The sequence below is a fragment of the Bacillus sp. FSL K6-4563 genome, from assembly GCF_038630405.1.
GTDB lineage: Bacteria > Bacillota > Bacilli > Bacillales > Bacillaceae > Bacillus > Bacillus pumilus.
In genome coordinates, this window is the sequence record NZ_CP152030.1 from 373,782 (window position 1) to 395,243 (window position 21,462).

2 protein-coding genes are annotated in these 21,462 nt (G+C 45.7%); both read left to right on the plus strand.

All coding sequences use genetic code 11. The annotated features are described in order from the left end of the window. Entirely contained in the window at positions 1-10,707 is a 10,707-nt protein-coding gene (locus MHH54_RS02020) for an amino acid adenylation domain-containing protein (RefSeq protein WP_342500607.1), read from the plus strand. A 20-nt stretch (positions 10,708-10,727) separates the two neighbouring features. Then, the gene (locus tag MHH54_RS02025; RefSeq protein WP_342500608.1) at positions 10,728-21,422 is read left to right on the plus strand and encodes an amino acid adenylation domain-containing protein; all 10,695 of its coding nucleotides are present in this window, start codon (positions 10,728-10,730) and stop codon (positions 21,420-21,422) included. The last annotated feature ends 40 nt before the right edge of the window (positions 21,423-21,462 follow it).

A 21,462-nucleotide genomic window follows, 5' to 3' on the forward strand; every position in this document is an offset into this window, starting at 1 on the left:
ATGAATACAGTTTATTACCCCTTAACACATGCGCAAAAGCGAGTATTCTACACGGAAAGATTTTATCCAGGTACAAGTATTTCTAATTTGGGTGGATTCGCCAGATTGAGATCGGTATCAGGTTTAGATCCATCTTTGGTCGTTGACGTGCTTCAAGCGTACATTCGCCAAACTGACTCCCTTCGGTTGAGGCTGGTGTATCGACATGAGCAGGAGGAGCCTGTTCAATATATCAAGCCTTATGAAGACAAGCCGATTCGCATGGAGAAGGGCTGGAGTGAAGAAGAAGTGAGGGCTTGGGCGAATGAACAAATCCGTGAGCCGATGCCGTTGATTGACAGCGCCTTGATTGAATTTACGGTCTTTCAAATCAGTGATCAAGAGTGCTGGCTGTTTTGTAAAGCACATCATATTGTGGCGGATGGTATCTCCATTATCTTAATGGGAAATCGCATCATCGACTTATACCAGGACATGTTGCAGGGGGTAGACATCTCACCGGTTGAGGAGATTTCCTTCGTTGACCACATCATGAGTGAGCAAAGCTATGAAACTTCTAAACGATTTCAAAAAGACCAAACTTTTTGGAATGAGCAATTTGCCAATATTCCAGATTTCGCTTCTTTAAAACCGCATAAGGGATACGAGATGAGTTTACATGCGGAGCGATTTTCAGGGGATATTCCAGATTCTTTGAAGGAGAAACTTCGTGCGTTTTGTGAGGAGCAGAAAGTCAGTATGCTCTCGATGTTTATGTCCACTGTTTATGTATATTTACATCGTTTTAGCGGTATGGAGGATGTTGTCCTTGGAACCTTTATGGGCAACCGAACGAATGCCAAAGAAAAAAAGATGATTGGTATGTTTGTTTCCACCATTCCGATGCGTGCATCTGTTCAGGGGTCGCAAACATTTCTTGATTTCGTCAAACAGGTCATGGCGGATCAAATGAAGATCTTGCGTCACCAAAAGTACCCTTACAATCTTCTCATGAATGATTTGCGAGAAAGAGAAGGGTTTACAGGACGCCTTTTTGATATTTCTTTAGAATACCAGGTCATGCAGTGGCAGAAAAAAGAGAATCTGTCTTTCATTACTGAACCGATCTTTAGCGGGAGCGGAATGAATGATATTTCCATTCATGTAAAGGACCGCTGGGATACTGATACATTGACCATTGATTTGGACTACCGTACAGATGTATTCACCGAAGAAGAAATCAGTAAGATGTTTGATCGATTCTTAATCATACTAGAAGCGGCAGTCTCCCAGCCTGACCAGCTGATCGGGAAACTCCCTTTACTTCCACCAGATGAACAAAAGGAACTGCTTCAATTATCTGAGAGAAAACCTTTTGAAAAGCCAGCTGAAAAGCCGGTTCACCATCTGTTTGATGAGACAGCCAATAAGTATGCAAAGCGAACAGCTGTTGTAACAGAAAATGGAGCATTTACTTATGGAGAACTGTTTCAAAAGGCAGAAAAGCTGGCGCGTTTTTTACAAATGAAAGGTGTCTCGCGTGATGTGCCTGTTGCTGTCTTAATGGATCGGAAGGCAGAGGCTATGGTGTCGATCTTCGGCATATTAAAGGCTGGCGGGGCGTATGTACCGATTGATCCGGCATTACCTGAGGAGCGTATTCAATATATTGTGGAGGATTCTGGTGCTTCCATTGTGTTAACAGAGGAATCGTTCGTTTCAACATACCGTGCCCTCTCGGAAAAAATGGTCGTGCAGCAGCAAATCGCATTAGATGATGAACTGCTGCCTCAGCTTGTAGATCAGTCGGTACCAGAGGATTTGGCTTATATGATTTATACATCGGGGACGACTGGAAAGCCGAAGGGCGTCATGATTGAGCATCTTCAGCTGCATCATTTGGTCCATGCCTTGCATCATGAGATTTATGAAGAGGCGAGTGAGCTTCAAATGGCGCTTCTTGCACCATTCCATTTTGATGCATCGGTGAAACAAATCTTTGCTGCGCTATTATTTGGGCATACGCTTCATATCATCCCGCGAGAAACAACGAGAAATGGTGTTCAATTAGCGGCTTATTATAAAAAACATCAAATTGAGGCAGCGGACGGAACACCGGCGCATGTGCAGCTTTTACTTGCAACGGAATTAGATGGGCTGTCCTTGAGGCATATGTTAGTTGGGGGAGAAGCATTGCCTGCGAAAGCAGCATATTCTCTTATCGAAGCGGTTCGGATGAGTGAGCCTGATTTTACTTTGTGGAATGTGTATGGTCCGACTGAGACGTGTGTCGATGCGGCGGTTCATCGCCTAGAACTAAGTGAGCTGCGCGAATCCTCTGAACAGCAGCGTTATGTGTCAATCGGAAAGCCGCTCGGTCATCACCGTCTTTACATTTTAAATGACCATGATCAATTACAGGTACAGGGGGCTGCTGGAGAACTGTGCGTTGCAGGGATAGGTGTTGGACGAGGCTATGTGAATCAGCCTGAATTGACGGAGAAAGTATTTACGGCAGATCCATTTTCTCCAGATGAGCGGATGTATCGAACAGGGGATCTAGTCAGATGGCTTCCTGATGGCACAATTGATTATCTTGGCAGAATGGATGATCAAGTGAAAATAAGGGGTTACCGCATAGAAACAGGCGAAATTGAAGCAGTGATGGAGCAGGTAGATGGAGTGGATCAAGCTGTCGTACTTGTTGTCGAAGAAGCGGACGGGGAAAAGGCGTTAAGTGCTTACTATCAAGCTCGTCATGAAAATGTGTCAGTTGACATACTTCAAGCCGCTATCAAACATCAGCTACCAGCTTACATGATGCCGCTCTATTTCAAAGAGCTCGATGCATTTCCACTCACAGTCAGTGGCAAAGTCGATCGTCGTGCACTTGCTGCCCTAAAAGGAGATAAAGCCGTTCAAGCTGTTTATGCTGCGCCTAGAAACAGTCTCGAAACGAAGCTTGTGCGTTTGTGGGAAGAAATTCTTGGTCAAGAGAAGATTGGTATATATGATTCCTTCTTCGAACGAGGGGGGCATTCGCTGAAAGCAATGACTGTACTCACACATGTGCAGCGAGATTTTCAGGTGGAGGTGCCGCTGTCCGTTTTATTTGAACAGCAGACCATTGCCGCTTTGGCTGACTACATTGAGCAAGCGGAAACATCTTCTGAAACGGTGATACCTAAAGCACCTGCTTTAGACCATTATCCATTGTCACCTCCACAGCAGCGCGTTTATATGGTGAGTCAATTAGAGCAAAGCACTGCATACCATATGCCAGCTGTTGTGAGGTTAAAAGGAACACTGCAGCAAGAGAAGCTGACGGAAGCCTTTGAAAAACTCATCACACGTCATGATATGCTGCGTACGTCTTTTCATACGTTGAAAGGTGTTCCGCGTCAACGGGTAGCCCCATCCGTGCCTTTTCAAATAGAGCAGCTAACAGGCGGTACGATGGAAGAAAATATGCAGCAATTTGTCAGACCCTTTGACCTTGGGTGTGCACCACTTCTTCGCATTGGCTTGAAGTCATTACATGATCAGGAGCACCTGCTCTTTTTCGATATGCATCACCTGATTTCAGATGGTCTTTCGATTGATTTGATGCTGCGTGAGCTGTCAGATGCTTACGAGGGATCGGTCAAAGACCCATTGAAGCTTCAATATCAGGACTATGCTGTTTGGCAAGAACAACAAGATTTTCAAAAAGAAGAAGCATTCTGGCTGCAGGAATTTTCGGGTGATCTTCCTGCTTTACAGCTGCTGACCGATTATCAGCGCCCAGCGGTCCAGTCGTTTGCAGGGGATCGTGTGATCAAAGAAATCAATGAAACGTTAAAGCGGCAATTACAGGAGCTAGCGGCAAAACACCATACGACACTGTATACGGTTCTGCTTTCTGCTTACTATACATTGCTTGCGAAGTACACGGGTCAAAAGGAATTCGTGGTTGGAACACCGGCGGCGGGGCGTGTGCATGCAGACTTGGATGACATGATTGGCATGTTTGTCCAGACACTTGCTTTGCGGTCCGAGGTTGATCCGAATGGAACCATGTCGCAGTTGATCGAGCAAGTGAAGGAAAAGACGATGCATGCATTTGAGCATCAGCAATATCCATTTGAACGACTGCTTGAAAAACTGAATGTGCCAAGGGATTTTAGCCGTCATCCATTATTCGATACCGTTTTTACACTCATGCCAGATCATGAATCAGCCCAGCATATAGGAGAAATGCAAGTTGAAATCGAAGAAACCAATTTCCATATTGCAAAGTTCGATTTAACGCTGCAAGCGATGGAGTCAGATCAAGGGTTATCCTTTGTCCTCGATTACAGTACGGCGCTATTTAAACGAAGTACAGCCGAGCAGATGCTTCATCATTATATGTTTTTGCTGAAGCAGATGGTTCAAGCGCCGGAGGAGGCAATTCGATCTTATCGATTACTGTCTGAACAAGAAGCAGAAGCTCAACTGAATCTGTGGAATCCGTTACCGACGCCTTATCCGTCAGAAGAAACCATTGTGACGCAGTTTGAAGCACAGGTGCAGGCGCACGGTCATAAGTCTGCCCTCCAATGTGAAGGTGTGATTCTTTCTTACCAAGAACTAAATGACCGTGTGAATCAGCTGGCTCATTATTTACGTGAACATGGGTTTGAAAGAGGGATGAAAGCAGCCTTATTCTTTGAACGGTCTAATGAGATGGTACTCTCTGTTCTAGCTGTACTTAAGGCGGGCGGCGTCTATGTACCAATTGATCCTGATTTCCCTGATGAACGCGTGAAGCACTTTTTAACAGACAGCGGTGCGCAATTCTTACTGACACATCAAGTGCTGCGCCATCGTTCGGTGCTTGCTTCTTTCGAGGGAACCATCATCGAAACAGAAGATCGTGGAATTGTTCAGCAATCAGACAGCAATATAGACATTCGGGTATTGCCAGAGGATTTGGCGAATTTGACCTATACATCTGGTACAACTGGAAAACCTAAAGGAAATATGGTGACACACCGGAACATTTTGAGAACAGTGAAGCAATCAAATTATCTTGCCATTCATCATGAAGACACGGTGATGAGCCTATCAAACTATGTATTTGATGCTTTTATGTTCGATGTGTTTGGTGCTTTATTAAACGGTGCGAAACTGATTGTTCTGCCAAAGGATCATATCTTAAACATGAATGAGCTTTCTGGAGCGATTGAGAAGGAGAAAGTCAGTATTTTAATGATCACGACAGCTCTTTTTCACTTACTTATCGATATGAAAAAAGACAGCCTAAAGAACGTCAGAAAAGTTCTATTTGGCGGAGAACGTGCTTCCGTACCTCATGTCATGACTGCACTTGAAACGGTAGGGGAAGGCAAGCTTGTTCATATGTACGGTCCTTCTGAAAGTACGATTTTCACTACGTATTATCCAGTGAATCACATTGAGGAGCAGGCGTTATCCATTCCAATCGGAAAGCCAGTGAGTCAAACGGCTGTTTATATTGTAGATGAATTTGGACAGCTGCAACCGCCAGGTGTAGCAGGAGAGCTATGTGTCGCTGGTGATGGACTGGTAAAAGGATATTATGGGCAGCCAAAACTCACAAGTGAAAAATTCGTGGAAAATCCTTTCCGCCCTGGTGAGGTCATGTATAAAACGGGTGATCTTGCCCGCTGGCTGTCAAATGGAGAGATTGAATTCATTGGACGAATCGATCATCAAGTGAAGATTCGTGGTCAGCGTATTGAACTTGGAGAAATTGAGCATCAGCTGCTGCGCCATCCGCAATTAAAGGAAGCCGTCGTCATTGCAGCCCCAAATGACACATTATGTGCATATTTTACAGCCGAAGGATCCGTCTCATTAACTGATTTGCGCGAGCAAGCAGGACGTGAACTGCCTGTGTATATGATGCCGTCATTCTTCATGCAATTAGACGAGCTTCCGTTGACGAATAACGGCAAGGTAGATAGGCGAGCGTTGCCGGTGCCTGACCTAAGTGAGCAGGGGATAAATGAGTATTTCCCTCCTCAAACCGAAACAGAGCATCACGTAGCGCGCATTTGGGAGGAAGTTCTTGAAGTGCCGCGAATCGGCAGGAACGATCATTTCTTTGAATGCGGCGGCCATTCGCTACGCGGCATGAAAATGCTGAACAAGCTGTATGAAGAGATGCATGTGGAGCTCACTTTGAAGTCTTTATTTGAATCACCAACATTAGAGGCGTTTGCCTTGGCGGTTGATCAAGCGGATCAAACGGAGATCAAGCGAGTGGAGATCGCAGAAGAAGCGGCCTATTATCCAGTGACATCTGCTCAGAAAAGACTGTTTGTATTGGAGAAAATGACCGATGCGGAGCAAAGCTATCATATGCCGGCTGCTTTAAAGCTAGAAGGTGCTTTTGATGAAAAACGATTTAAAAAAGCGATTGAACAGCTTGTCCATCGTCATGAAGCATTCCGAACGAGCTTTGATTTTGTTGAGAATGAACCTGTTCAACGGATTGAACCAAACATCTCCGTAGACATTGAGACAATCGAAGGGAACGGAAGAGACATACAGGAATTGATGAATGATTTTATCCGTCCTTTTGATATAGAAAAGGCGCCTCTACTCAGAGTAGGTCTAGTTTCTGCTTCCGTAAATGTCCATTATTTACTGATTGATATGCATCATATCATTTCAGATGGTGCATCTGTGGGCATTTTAATTGAAGAGCTTTCAGCCTTGTATCGAGGAGACAAGCTAGAGGAATTACCTGTTCAATATAAGGATTATGCGGTTTGGTCAAAAAGCGAGACGTTTGCTGCACAAAAAAGAGCTGAAGAGGCGTTTTGGCTGGAGCAATTAGAAGGAGAACTGCCTGTACTGGCACTCCCAGAAGATTTGCCAAGACCAAAAGTGCAAACATTCGCAGGAGATCGTGTCTCATTTACAATCAATGGGCCGCTTAAAGCGAAATTGGATGAGCTGGTCAGAGCACTCAACAGTACGACGTATACAGTGCTGCTCACTTGCTACAGTACCCTTTTAAGCAAGCTTTCGAGACAAGAAGATATCATCATCGGTTCGCCGATTGTAGGCAGAACTCATCCTGATATTCAATCTGTCATTGGTATGTTTGTGAACACGCTGGCACTTAGAACAAAGCCAGCAGGACATCTGACAGCCGCAGAATTTGCGTCAAATGTTCATCAGCTTGTGTTAGAGGCAAATGAGCATCAGTTGTACCCATTTGAAGAATTGGTAGACCGAGTACAAGCGGTTCGAGACACTAGCCGTCATCCAATCTTTGATGTGGTGTTCTCGATGGAAAATGCGGATATCCGTAATTTAACGATGGATGGACTTCATATTGTTCCGGAGCCATTCGAAGAGAATATCGCCAAATTTGATTTGACCTTAACTGGAAACGAATCGGCTGATCACATTGAGCTTGTGTTCGATTTTAATTCTTCTATCTTTCAACAGTCGTCGATTGAAAAGTGGAAGAAGTTTTTCCTTCATTTATTGGAACAAATGGTATCAGCGCCAGATCAATCGCTAGATCAAATGCAGCTATTATCATCGAAGCAGCAGCAAAAAATGCTCAACGAATGGTCAGGTCCTGTCCTAGACGTTCCGTCAGATCAAACGGTTCATGAACTGATCGAGGCTAAGGCATTTGAAGCACCTCATCAAAAAGCGGCGACCTTCTGCGGAACGAGCTGGACGTATGAAGAGCTGAACAATCGGGCGAATAGAGTCGCTTCAAGACTTATCTCAAGGGGCATAAAACGAGGAGATCGTGTCGGTATTCTGACTCGCCCATCGCTTGATATGACGGCAGCCGTCCTTGGCGTCCTCAAGACAGGTGCGACATTCGTTCCAATTGATGCGGATTATCCGGATCAGCGTATTGCCTACATGCTGGAAGACTGCGGGGCAGAGGTTCTTCTCATGCAAAAAGGATTAACTGCACCAACTTCCTTTGCAGGTCATGTCCTGTTGATAGAAGATGCCGTAGAAGGCGAAGCACAAGAAATTCAGGTTCATGTCAAACCAACAGATCTCGCCTATATGATTTACACATCGGGAACGACAGGACAGCCGAAGGGTGTCATGGTCGAGCACCAGTCCCTTGTGAATCTTGCGTTCTGGCACAATGATGCCTTTCAAGTGACAAATGCGGATCGAACCGCCAAATATGCCGGCTTTGGCTTTGATGCCTCTATTTGGGAAATGTTCCCGACATGGATTGCCGGCGCAGAGCTGCACATCATTGATGAAGCGATTCGTCTCGATATGATCAAGCTCAATGCGTATTTCAATGACGAAAATATCACCATTGCATTCCTGCCAACTCAGCTATGCGAGCAGTTTATGTCGATGGACAATCACTCCTTGCGTTACTTACTAACAGGAGGAGACAAGCTGAAACAGGTAAAACCAGTTCCATATCAACTCGTGAATAACTACGGTCCGACAGAAAACACCGTCGTGGCGACAAGCGGGATCATCGATCCAGATCAAGGCACGCTTCCGATTGGAACAGCGATTGCCAATACCCGTTTTTACATTATGGGTTCGTTATATGACCTCTCGCCGCCAGGCGTACCGGGTGAGCTTGTGATCGCAGGAAAAGGACTGGCAAGAGGGTACTGGAATCTTCCGGAGGAAACAGAGAAAAGCTTTGTCCCAGATCCATTTTATCCAGGTGAGCGTATGTACCTGACAGGCGACTTAGTGAAATGGACAGAGGATGGCGAGCTAATCTATCTCGGCAGAAAAGACCATCAGGTCAACATCCGCGGCTTCCGAATTGAGCTGTCAGAAATTGAGGCGCAGCTCCTTGCGCTGGCAGAAGTCAAAGAAGCAGTTGTGACAACGGTCAAAGATGCCAGTGAACAGGATGCCCTTGCCGCTTACGTCATCACAGATGAAGAAACGACCGACCTAAAAGAAAGTCTAAAACGAACGTTGCCAGACTATATGGTGCCTTCATGGATCATCAAGCTAGACCAACTGCCGATGACGGCAAATGGCAAGGTCGATCTGAAAGCATTGCCAGCACCAAATATGGAAGCGAACCAAACAGCATACGAAGCCCCAAGAGACGAAGTGGAAACACTACTTTGCGGCATTTGGGAAGACGTGCTTGGCGTCAGCCAAGTCGGCATTCACGATCACTTCTTCTTCCTTGGCGGAGATTCGATTAAAGGCATTCAAATGGCAAGCAGGCTCACACAAGCGGGCTGGAAGCTCGATATGAAACTACTATTCCAGTACCCAACCATTGCCGAGCTCCGTCCATATATCGAAGAAGCTGATCAACCGTCAGCCGACCAATCACCTGTCGAAGGAGAAGTTATTTTCACACCGATTCAGCGCTGGTTCTTCGAACGAAACTTTACGAGTCAGCACCATTGGAACCAATCAGTTATGCTCCAAGCTCCAAATGGCTTGGATGAAACCATCGTTCAGCAAGTGTTGGAGCAGCTCATGATCCATCATGATGCCTTGCGAATGGTGTATCCGCTTGAAGAAGGACGCGTAATCCAGCGTCATCGAAAAATCGAAGAAAACTTGGTGGCTGTTGATGTGGTAGAAGTACAAGGGGAACTGTCGCAGCAAATCCAGCAGGTAGAAAACCTGGCAAATGAAGTGCAGGCGAGTATATCGCTAGCGGAAGGACCTTTAGTAAAGCCAGCCATTTTCCGAACGGATCAAGGGGATCATTTACTGCTCGCTGTACATCATCTTGTCATCGATGGTGTGTCATGGCGTATTTTCCTTGAAGATTTTATGGCTCTTTATGAACAGTCGAAGCGCGGGGAAATCCTGACACTTCCTGAAAAAACACACTCTTTCCAAGAATATGCCCAGAAGCTGACGGAATACGCGATGTCAGATGAATTGTTATCGGAAAGAGCTTATTGGAAAAAGGTACTTGCGCATTCTGTTACACCGCTTCAAAAGGATCATGTGACGGAGGATCAGCGGATGCTTCATACACAGACCATTCGTTTTACATTGTCTGAGGAGGAAACGCGCAGTCTGCTGACAGATGTACATGAAGCATATCAAACAGACATCAATGATATTTTGCTGACAGCACTCGGATTGTCCATGAAAGAGTGGACTGGTGAAGACAGACACTTTATTCATCTTGAAGGACACGGAAGAGAGAACATCCTCCCTGCGGTCAATGTATCACGGACGATTGGCTGGTTTACAAGTATGTATCCTGTGTTACTGGATATGTCGCATGCAGACGATCTTTCTTATCAGATCAAGCATTTAAAAGAGGAACTCAGGCACATCCCGAACAAGGGAGTCGGCTATGGCATATTAAAATATTTAACCCCTGACAAGATGAAGGACGATATCTCATTTGAGCTCGCGCCAGATATCAGCTTTAACTATCTTGGTCAGTTTGATGAACAGATCAGCGGCGAGTTAAGCCGCTCAACGTGGCAGCCAGGACAATCGCTGAGTCCTGAATCAGAGAAACCTCATGCACTTGATATTGTTGGTTTCGTCGAACAAGCCATGCTCCATGTGACGATTTCTTATCATCATCTTGAATTTGAAGAACGTACGATGGAACAAGTCAAGGACCTTCTTGAAAAGAATGTGAAGGCGCTGATCTCACATTGCGTATCACAGGAGGAAACCCAGATGACACCTAGTGATGTAGGGGATGAAGATCTCACGATGGATGAACTTGAAAAGCTAATGGATATATTTTAAGCAAACGAAGAGGTGGACATATGAGCAAGCAGAAGATTCAAAAGGTATATCCTTTAACACCCATGCAGGAGGGCATGCTGTATCATGCCATGCTAGACCCTAATTCCTCCTCTTATCTCACACAGCTTGAGCTTGGAATAAGCGGAGAATTTGATCACGCTCTTTTTGAAAAAAGTCTCAATGAGCTCATACGGACATATGACATTCTCCGTACAGCCTTTGTTTATCAACAATTACAAAAGCCTCGTCAGGTTGTACTTGCTGAACGTCATCTCGATGTGTATCGAGAGGATCTATCACATCTGAATCATCAAGAGCAGCAAAAGGTATTGGATCAATATAAAAAACAAGTGAGAAAGCAAGGATTTCATTTAACAAATGATCTGTTATTGAAGGTCGCTGTTTTTCAACTAAATGAAACAAATTGGCATCTAATTTGGAGCAACCATCACATCATCATGGATGGTTGGTCCATGGGTGTTTTAATGAAAAAACTGTTTCATTACTATGAATCTTTTCGGAACGGTCGAACGCCGGATCGCTCACAGGGTAAGCCTTATGCAGATTATATCCAGTGGCTTGGAAAGCAAAATAAACAAGAAGCGGAAAGCTATTGGCAGGAGCGTCTAGATGGAGCGGTTCAGAATCAAGGGCTGCTGCAGCAAAAAGAAGCGAACGGACAATACGACCATCAGGAATGGACGTTTACATGGGATGCTCAAACGGTACAAGCCATTCAAAATGTAGCAAGACAATGCCAAGTGACAGCCCCGAACCTGTTTCAGGCTGTCTGGTCTGTTCTTTTAGGCACCTATCATGCAGCTGATGACGTCACATTCGGCACCGTTGTATCGGGCAGACCTCCAAGTGTATCTGGAATTGAGCGCATGGCAGGGCTGTTTATCAATACGATACCCGTTCGAGTGACATTGGATCAGAAACAGACGTTTAAACAGCTGTTTCAAAAGGTTCAGCAGCACGCACTGGAAGCGGAAAACTATGATTTTATGCCGCTTTATGACATTCAGCAGAAGACAGCTGCTGGAGGGCAGCTTTTTGATCATTTGGTTGGGTTTGAGAACTATCCTTTAGATCAGGAGCTGTCTGGTGACACCATGTCTGCACGTCTTGGTTTTTCCATTGATGTAAAGGACGGATTTGAACAAACGAATTTTGACCTAAATATCCTTGTCTATCCAGGTGAAACATGGACATTGAAAATCAAATACAACGCCATAGCTTTTGAAGAAAAGATCATTGAAAACATATCGAAACATCTAACCAATCTCATGAAGCAAATCATCCAAAACCCTGAAGTACGCCTTCAGGACGTGACGTGTATCACGGAAGAGGAGAAGCAGCAGATCAAAGCGTGGAATCAGACGGAGCGAGATTATCCGAAGCATCTGTCTATTCCTGAGCTGCTCAATGAACGTGTGAAGGCGCAGCCTGACCATCTGGCATTAGTTGAAGGCGATCAAACATTCACGTACGAGGAGCTCGGACAAGAAATCAGTCGTTTAGCTGGCAGTCTTATTGAGAAAGGCGTACAGCCAGGAGATGCTGTTGCAGTGTATATGAACCGATCAGCTGATGCGGTGATTGCCATTTTAGCAGTTCTGCACGCAGGGGCAGCTTATGTGCCGATTGATCCTTCGCAGCCTGAGGAAAGAATCCGATTTATGCTTGAGGACAGTGGCGCATCCATTTTGCTTCATGCTGATAGTCAGCCGCCAGTTGATGAACAGATCAAGGCTGTACATGTGACGAGTAAGCCTCATCATTCACACATGGATGTATCAGTCAGGACGTCTCCATCTCACTTGGCGTATATCATGTATACATCGGGATCAACTGGACAGCCAAAAGGGGTTCAAATTGAGCATCAGCACATTGTGAGATTGGCTTGTTCTCAGGAGAAATTAGGCTTGAATAAGTCGGATCGTATGGCGCATACAGGAGCGGTCAGCTTTGACGCCATTACCTTTGAAATCTTTACCACGCTGCTGGGTGGGGCGACGCTGTATCCTGTTGACCGCGATACTTTATTGGATATTCATCGATTTGAACAATTTATCCAAACACATCAGATCACGACGCTCTTTTTAACGACTGGATTATTTAATCAGCTCGCTCAGCAGCGGCCACAAATGTTCAAAGGATTAACCACATTAATTACAGGCGGTGACGTGATCAATGTGAAGAGTGCGGAGCTTGTGAAACAGCATCATCCAGCACTTGTTTTGCTGAATGCCTATGGTCCCACAGAAAATACAACCATCTCGACCATTTACGAAGTGAGAGGAGATGAAACGGGTCCGATTCCAATTGGTCAGCCGATCAATCATTCGTCGGCTTATATTTTAGATGGTGATCAACGATTGCAGCCAATTGGAGCGCCCGGAGAGCTGTATGTTGGCGGAGATGGTGTCGCAAGAGGGTATCTCCATCGTCCAGATTTGACCAACCAAGTATTCTTGGCAGATCCTTTTAAGCCGTCAGGCCGTTTGTATCGAACAGGGGATTTGGCTCGGTATGGCGCGGATGGCCAGATCGAATTCCTCGGCCGGACAGATGATCAGGTGAAAATTCGAGGCTTCCGTATTGAGCTTGGTGAAATTGAATCAGTGCTTCAGCAAAAAGCGGGCATAGATGATGCGGTTGTGCTTGTCCATTCGTTTTCATCAGATGAAAAGGAAATCACCGCTTACTTCACAGGGACAATGACAGAAGAAGAAGTGCGAGATTTATTTAATCAAGAGCTGCCAGCTTATATGGTGCCGCACCATGTGATGAAACTGGAGGCTTTTACGCTCACATCGAACGGCAAGGTAGATCGAAAAGCTTTACCAAAGCCGGAAGAAGCGTATCAGGAGAAAAAGGAAATCATTCCGCCTGAGACGGAGACAGAAAAGGCACTCGCTCAAATTTGGGAGGAGCTTCTTGGAAAAACGGTAGGAGTAGATGAACATTTCTTCATGGCTGGCGGGCACTCTCTTAAAGCGATGATGATGTCTGCGAAGATTCAAGAGGTGTTTCAAAAGGAAATGCCGATTCAAGTGATTTTTGAGAAGCCGACGATTCGTTCATTAGCGGCATATATCGATCAGGATGGTCAAGAAGAAATGGGGCATCCGATTTTACCAGCAGAGCAAGCGGCCGAATATCCGGTATCACCAGCTCAGCGCCGTTTATACATTTTGCAGACACTTGAACCAGACAGCACAAATTATCATATTCCAATCGTCTTAACGCTTGAAGGAACACTCGAATATCAGCGGCTCAAATCGGCGTTCGATCAGTTGATCCAAACGCACGAAATCCTAAGAACGAGTTTTCATATGAATGGAGAAGATATTGTTCAAAGAGTGAATGAATGGACGGGATTTGACCTTCCTGTTCATGACATCAAGGAAGAAGAGGCGGAGGCATTTCTTTCTGAACATCAATCACCATTTGATTTAACTGCTACGCCTTTATTACGAGCCCAGTTGTTGAAGATCAGTGAAAACCGTCATCTTCTCGTCTTGGAAGCGCATCATCTCATTACAGATGGCAGCTCCATGAAGACGTTCATACAAGATTTGGCGAAGGCCTATGATGGCGAAGCTCTTGCAGAAAGAACCATTCATTATAAAGATTACGCTGTCTGGCAGTTAAGTGAAGAAGAGACGGAGAAACAGAAGGAGCATGAAGCCTATTGGCTGAAGCAATTCGAAGGAGACTTGCCAGTATTAGAGCTGCCAACGGATTATTCGCGTCCAGCGGAACGTGATTTTTCAGGAGAACGATTCATGTTTGGCTGTGATCAAGCGACGACTCAGCGGATTCATGACCTGCTTCAGAAAACAGATACGACCATGTACATGTTCTTGTTATCTGCTTTTCAGGTGCTGCTTGCCACCTATAGCGGTCAGGAAGATATCATCGTTGGTTCCCCTGTTGCAGGACGGACACATCCTGATATACAGGACATGCCAGGGATGTTTATCAACACCGTTGCGATGCGCGGAAAACCAGAGCAAACGAAAACATTTTTACAGCTGCTTGAAGAAATAAAAGAAACGAGTGTTGATGCTTTTGCTCATCAAAGCTATCCGCTTGAAGAGTTAATTGCACGTCTTACGTTAGATCGTGATACAACCCGAAGCCCGCTCTTTAGCGTGTCATTTAACATGCAGAACATGGAGGTTCCCGCACTAAAGCTCGGCGACCTGCACATTTCGCCTTATGCCATACAGCATCACTCAGTCAAATTTGATTTGTCTCTAGAAGCATTTGAACGAGAGGGAGCATTAAAGCTGAGCTTTGACTATGCAGCGGCGTTATTTAAAGAAGAGACGGTCCGCAGATTCGGAACGCATCTTCTTGCGATTATTCATGAAGCGGTCCAACACCCGGAGGAACAGATCGGCTTGCTCCCTATTCTTGAACAGCATGAGCAAATAGAGCGGTTGGAGAAAAAAGACGAAGTGCAAACAAATCATCATGAGCCTTTGCACGTCCAATTTTCACGTCAGGCAAAGGAAACACCAGATGCCATTGCGGTGATGGATGATCAACGGAAGCTCACTTACGGCGAGCTGGAAGACATGTCAAATGCGCTTGGCAGTGAACTGAAGATACGTGGCGTCGAGAAAGAAAAGACTGTAGCGCTGATTCTTGATCGCTCTGTCTATGTCATCGTTTCAATGCTTGGTGTGATGAAAGCAGGAGGTGCATTTGTGCCAATTGATCCGGCCTTCCCTGCGGAACGTATCAATTACACGTTAGAAGATTCAGGTGCACAAGTGATCGTAACAAATGAGTCTCTTGCAGGGTCCTATCAACATCACAAGTCGATTCAGGTCGTGCAGGTTGAAAAAGCAGTACTTCAAAGCCGCATGTTAGATTTACCGGAAGCATCAGCCAATCAACTTTCGTATGTGATTTACACATCTGGGACAACAGGAAAACCGAAGGGTGTTCAGCTCACGCATCGTAATCTATCACACTACGTTAACTGGCTGACAAATGAGGTGACATTGCAAGAATGCGATCGGACGGCACTTCTTTCTTCTTATGCATATGATCTTGGTTACACAAGCATTTTCCCTGTCTTAAAGGCAGGAGGAACCCTGTATGTGCCTCGTGAAGATGTGTATACAGACCCGGTACGACTCATGCGTTTAATTGATGAACAAGAGCTGACTTATATCAAAATGACACCATCCTTATTTCATATGATGGCAGATTCGAAGGATCATGCATTTAACGCTTTACGCCTTGTCATACTTGGAGGAGAACCGATTGTCTCTGAGGACGTTGAGACATTTATGGAGCAGCATCCATGTGTGGCTGTGATGAACCACTACGGCCCGACAGAGACAACCATTGGAACTGTGACCAAGCTGATCACAAAGCAAGAGCTAGGCACACTCAAGGATCGCTCTGTGATCGGGCAGCCAATTGCTCATACAAGAGCGCTCGTACTCAATCGTCAGCAGCGCCTCGTCCCTTATGGCGCACCTGGAGAGCTTTATATATCAGGGGAAGGCGTATCGAGAGGGTATTTGAATCAGCCTGAATTAACGGCAGAGCGTTTTCTAGAAAATCCGTATTTTTCTGAAGAGCGGATGTATCGTACAGGAGATTTGGTCAGACAGCAGGCAAATGGAGACATTGAATTTCTCGGAAGAATAGATGATCAGGTGAAAATCCGCGGCTATCGTATTGAGAAGCAGGAAATTGAACATGCCGCACGTGCACGATTATCCATTCAAGAGGTGTATGTCAAAGTACTTCATATGTCCCGTTTACCAGAGCTTGCACTTTATTACACGTCGCCTGAACCGATTGGAACACTGACGTTTAGAGAAAAGCTTGCGGAGACACTGCCGGATTATATGATCCCAACGTACTTTGTCAAAGTCGACCACATCCCGCTCGCGCAAAACGGAAAGGTAGATGCGAAGTCTCTGCCGCTTCCGCACGAGGTGCATATGAATCGCGCGGTGCATGTAGCACCAAAAACGGCACTTGAGCAGACACTTTGCGATATTTGGTCAGAAGTACTTGCGGTTGAACAAATAGGTGTGCATGATCACTTCTTTGAATTGGGAGGTCATTCCCTCAAAGGCATGGTGCTCATTTCAAAAATGCAAGCCAAGCTGAACAAGCATGTGCCGCTCAAAGCCCTTTTTGAAAAGCCAACGATACGCGCGATGGCAGCTTATTTAGAAGAAGTGGGTTCCTCGGACATGACATCCATTCAGCCGGCGGAGAAGCAAGATTTCTATCCTGTCTCTTCTGCTCAAAAGCGGATGTATGTGTTGCAGCAGCTGCATCCAGAAGCAGTGACTTACCATATGCCTGCCGTATTGATGATGGAAGGCAGTCTAGATGTAAAGCAGCTAGAAGAAGCGCTGCAAGCCTTGATCGAACGACATGAATCATTGCGGACAGCCTTTGTAGAAATTGACGGCGTACCCGTTCAAAAAGTGTATCGCCGAGTGCCGTTTACGTTAGAGGTTGTTGAAGTAGAGAAAGGTCATGAGCAACCTGTCATAGACGCATTCATCACCCCATTCTCATTACATCAAGCACCATTAATGAGGGCAAAGGTGGCGAAGCTTTCTGAAGAAAAATATGTGTTCATGATGGATATGCACCATATCATCGCAGATGGTGTCACACGCAGTCTGCTCATTCAAGAATTGGCAGAGCTGTATGAGAAAAAGACGTTACCGCCAGTTCAGCTGCACTACAAGGATTATGCGGTGTGGCAGCAGGAAGAAAAGCAGCAAGCGCTGCTCCAGAAACAGCGTCAATATTGGCTGGAGCAATACGCAGAGCCACCTGAAGATTTGGCACTGCCACTTGATTTTCCGCGCCCTCATGTCCAGTCATTTGAAGGAGACCGAGTCGATAGATGGTTATCTCCTGAGAAGGTGCAGACCATTAAAGCACTCATGGCTGAAAAAGGTGTAAGCATGAACATGGTCATGCAAACGGCATTTGCTATTTTCCTTTCCAAATTAACTGGGCAGACAGATATCGTTATAGGCGCTGTCACAGCAGGACGTACACATGCTTCAATCGAACGGGTTCCAGGCATGTTTGTGAATACACTGGCTCTTCGACATGAAGTGCAGCTCGAGGAAACGACAGCACAATTGCTTGAAAAAATGAAAGATCGAAGTCTATCAGCCTATGAACATCAAGATTTTCCGTTTGAGGAATTGGTAGCACAGTTAGATCTTCCGAAAGACACTAGCCGCAACCCATTGTTTAGTGTCATGCTGACAACGGATGACCGTGATATGACGTTACCGAAACTAAATGGACTCAAGCTTTCGCAAAAACAGCAAGAGACAGTTCATGCAAAATTTGATGTAACGCTCGGTATATTCGAAGAAAAGAACAAAGTGGGCTTACGCTTTGAATATGCAACGGCGCTGTTTAAAAAGAAGACCATTCAGCGTTGGAGTCGATATTATGAACAAATCATAGACGAGATGCTGGCGAAGCTAAATGAACCAATTTCATCGCTTTCGATTTTAAATGAAGAGGAAAAACAAGAGCTGATCAATGAATGGTCAGGCCCTGTGCTACATGTACCGTCAGATCAAACGGTTCATGCACTGATTGAGGCTAAGGCATACCAGACACCTCATCAAAAAGCGGCGACCTTCCGCGGAACGAGCTGGACGTATGAGGAACTGAACAATCGGGCAAATACAGTCGCTTCAAGGCTCATCTCAAACGGCATAAAAAGAGGAGACCGCGTCGGCATTCTCACCCGTCCGTCCCTTGACATGACGGCAGCCGTCCTTGGCGTCCTGAAGTCAGGTGCGGCATTCGTTCCAATTGATGCGGATTATCCGGATCAGCGTATTGCCTACATGCTGGAAGACTGCGGGGCAGAGGTGCTTCTCATGCAAAAAGGATTAACTGCACCAACTTTCTTTGCAGGTCATGTCCTGTTGATAGAGGATGCGTTAGAAGGCGAAGCGCAAGAAATTCAGGTTCATGTCAAACCAACAGATCTCGCCTATATGATTTACACATCTGGAACGACAGGACAGCCGAAGGGTGTCATGGTTGAGCACCATTCTCTTGTCAATCTTGCGTTCTGGCACAATGATGCCTTCCAAGTGACAAACGCGGACCGAACCGCCAAATATGCCGGCTTTGGCTTTGACGCTTCCATTTGGGAAATGTTCCCGACATGGATCGCCGGCGCAGAGCTGCACATCATTGATGAAGCGATTCGTCTCGATATGATCAAGCTCAATGCGTATTTCAATGACGAAAATATCACCATTGCATTCCTGCCAACTCAGCTATGCGAGCAGTTTATGTCGATGGACAATCACTCCTTGCGTTACTTACTAACAGGAGGAGACAAGCTGAAACAGGTAAAGCCTGTTCCATATCAACTCGTTAATAACTACGGTCCGACAGAAAACACCGTCGTGGCGACAAGCGGGATCATCGATCCAGATCAAGGCACGCTTCCGATTGGAACAGCGATTGCCAATACCCGTTTTTACATTATGGGTTCGTTATATGACCTCTCGCCGCCAGGCGTACCGGGTGAGCTTGTGATCGCAGGAAAAGGACTGGCAAGAGGGTACTGGAATCTTCCAGAGGAAACCAACAAACGATTTGTCCCAGATCCATTTTATTTAGGTGAGCGCATGTACGTGACAGGCGATTTAGTGAAATGGACAGAGGATGGCGAGCTGATTTATCTCGGCAGAAAAGATCATCAGGTCAACATCCGCGGCTTCCGGATTGAGCTGTCAGAAATTGAAGCTCAGCTTCTTGAACTGAATTCAGTCAAAGAAGCAGTCGTGACAACGGTCAAAGATGCCAGCGAACAGGATGCCCTTGCCGCTTACGTCATCACAGATGAAGAAACGACCGACCTAAAAGAAAGTCTAACACGAACGTTGCCAGACTATATGGTGCCTTCATGGATCATCAAGCTTGACCAACTGCCGATGACGGCAAATGGCAAAGTCGATCTAAAAGCATTGCCAGCACCAAATATGGAAGCGAACCAAACAGCATACGAAGCCCCAAGAGACGAAGTCGAAACACTACTATGCGGCATTTGGGAAGACGTGCTTGGCGTCAGCCAAGTCGGCATTCACGATCACTTCTTCTTCCTTGGCGGAGATTCGATTAAAGGCATTCAAATGGCAAGCAGGCTCACACAAGCGGGCTGGAAGCTTGATATGAAGCTATTATTCCAGTACCCAACCATTGCCGAGCTGCGCCCATATATCGAAGAAGCTGATCAACTGACAGCCGACCAATCATCGGTTGAAGGGGAAGTCATGTTGACTCCAATTCAACGCTGGTTCTTTGAAAGAACATTCACTGACCAGCATCATTGGAATCTCTCGATGATGCTTCATGCGCCAAATGGATTTGACCTTTTGATGGCAGAACAAGTGATGCAGAAATTACTTTCACATCATGATGCACTGCGCATGGTATACAGGCAAGAGGATGGCGGCATCCTGCAATACAATCAGCGGGAGCTCACTGAACCGATTGCGGTTATTTCTCATGATGTCTCTAAAGAGCACGACGTGAAAAAAGCCATTTCCACCTATGCCAACGAGTATCAGCGTCAGCTGAACCTCGAAACAGGTCCGCTCATGAAAGTGATCTGTTTCCGTGCAAAAGATGGCGATCACTTACTTATCGTGACACACCATCTTGTGATTGATGGTGTCTCATGCCGAATTTTACTAGAGGACTTTATGTCTCTTTATCAACAGGCAGCCCAAGGACAAACGCTCGTCCTACCGCCTAAAACCCACTCCTTTAAAGAATGGGCAGAGGCGATCGAACGATACGCACAGTCTAAGCCGTTAAAAAGCCAAAGTGAGTACTGGAATGAGATTGACAGGACGCCAATGACCACTTTACCTGTTGATCATAAAGTAACGAAAAGAAAAGTGGCTCAAACAAAAGCAGTACAGATGCAGCTTTCAGAGTCTGAAACCGAGCATCTTTTGACCGACATTCATCTACCGTACACAACGGAAATGAACGATATTCTTCTATGTGCGCTCGGTCTTGCCGTTCAGGAGTGGACAGGTGAATCCCATGTACATGTGCAGCTTGAAGGTCATGGAAGAGAGGATATTTTATCAGGGCTGGATGTCTCCCGCACGGTTGGCTGGTTTACGAGTATGTATCCAGTCGTACTGAAAGCAAAGCCGGATCAGACCGTAGCTGAGGCTATTAAAGGAACGAAAGAGATGCTGCGGCGTGTCCCGAATAAAGGGATCGGCTACGGGATTTTAAAATACCTCACAGCCACTGAATCGTCAGGACAGCATGTACAGCCTGAAATCAGCTTGAACTATCTTGGGCAGATTGATCAGGAAGTGACGACTGAACTCTTTGGACCGTCCGCCTATGATATGGGACGACAAGCAAGCCATGATTCAGAAGCTGTCTATAAGCTGAATCTCAGTGGTCTTGTTCAACACAATCGATTCATGTTGTCGTGTTCCTATTGTACAGATGAATATGAAGAACAGACGATACAGCAGTTCATGGCATTGCTAAAAGAAAAAATCCAATCCATCATGACTCATTGTTTAACGCAGCACGAACGAGAATTTACGCCAAGTGATTTCTCTGCTGGTGACCTTGAAATGGATGAAATGGACGATATATTTGACATGCTTGAGGAGAAATTGACCTAACAACATGAGATCAGTCATAAAAACGGGAAGGGAGGATGAA

Bases quoted from the DNA above. Each gene is read 5' to 3' on its own strand.
- MHH54_RS02020 (WP_342500607.1), top strand. From the start codon at position 1: ATGAATACAGTTTATTACCCCTTAACACATGCGCAAAAGCGAGTATTC.
- MHH54_RS02025 (WP_342500608.1), top strand. From the start codon at position 10,728: ATGAGCAAGCAGAAGATTCAAAAGGTATATCCTTTAACACCCATGCAG.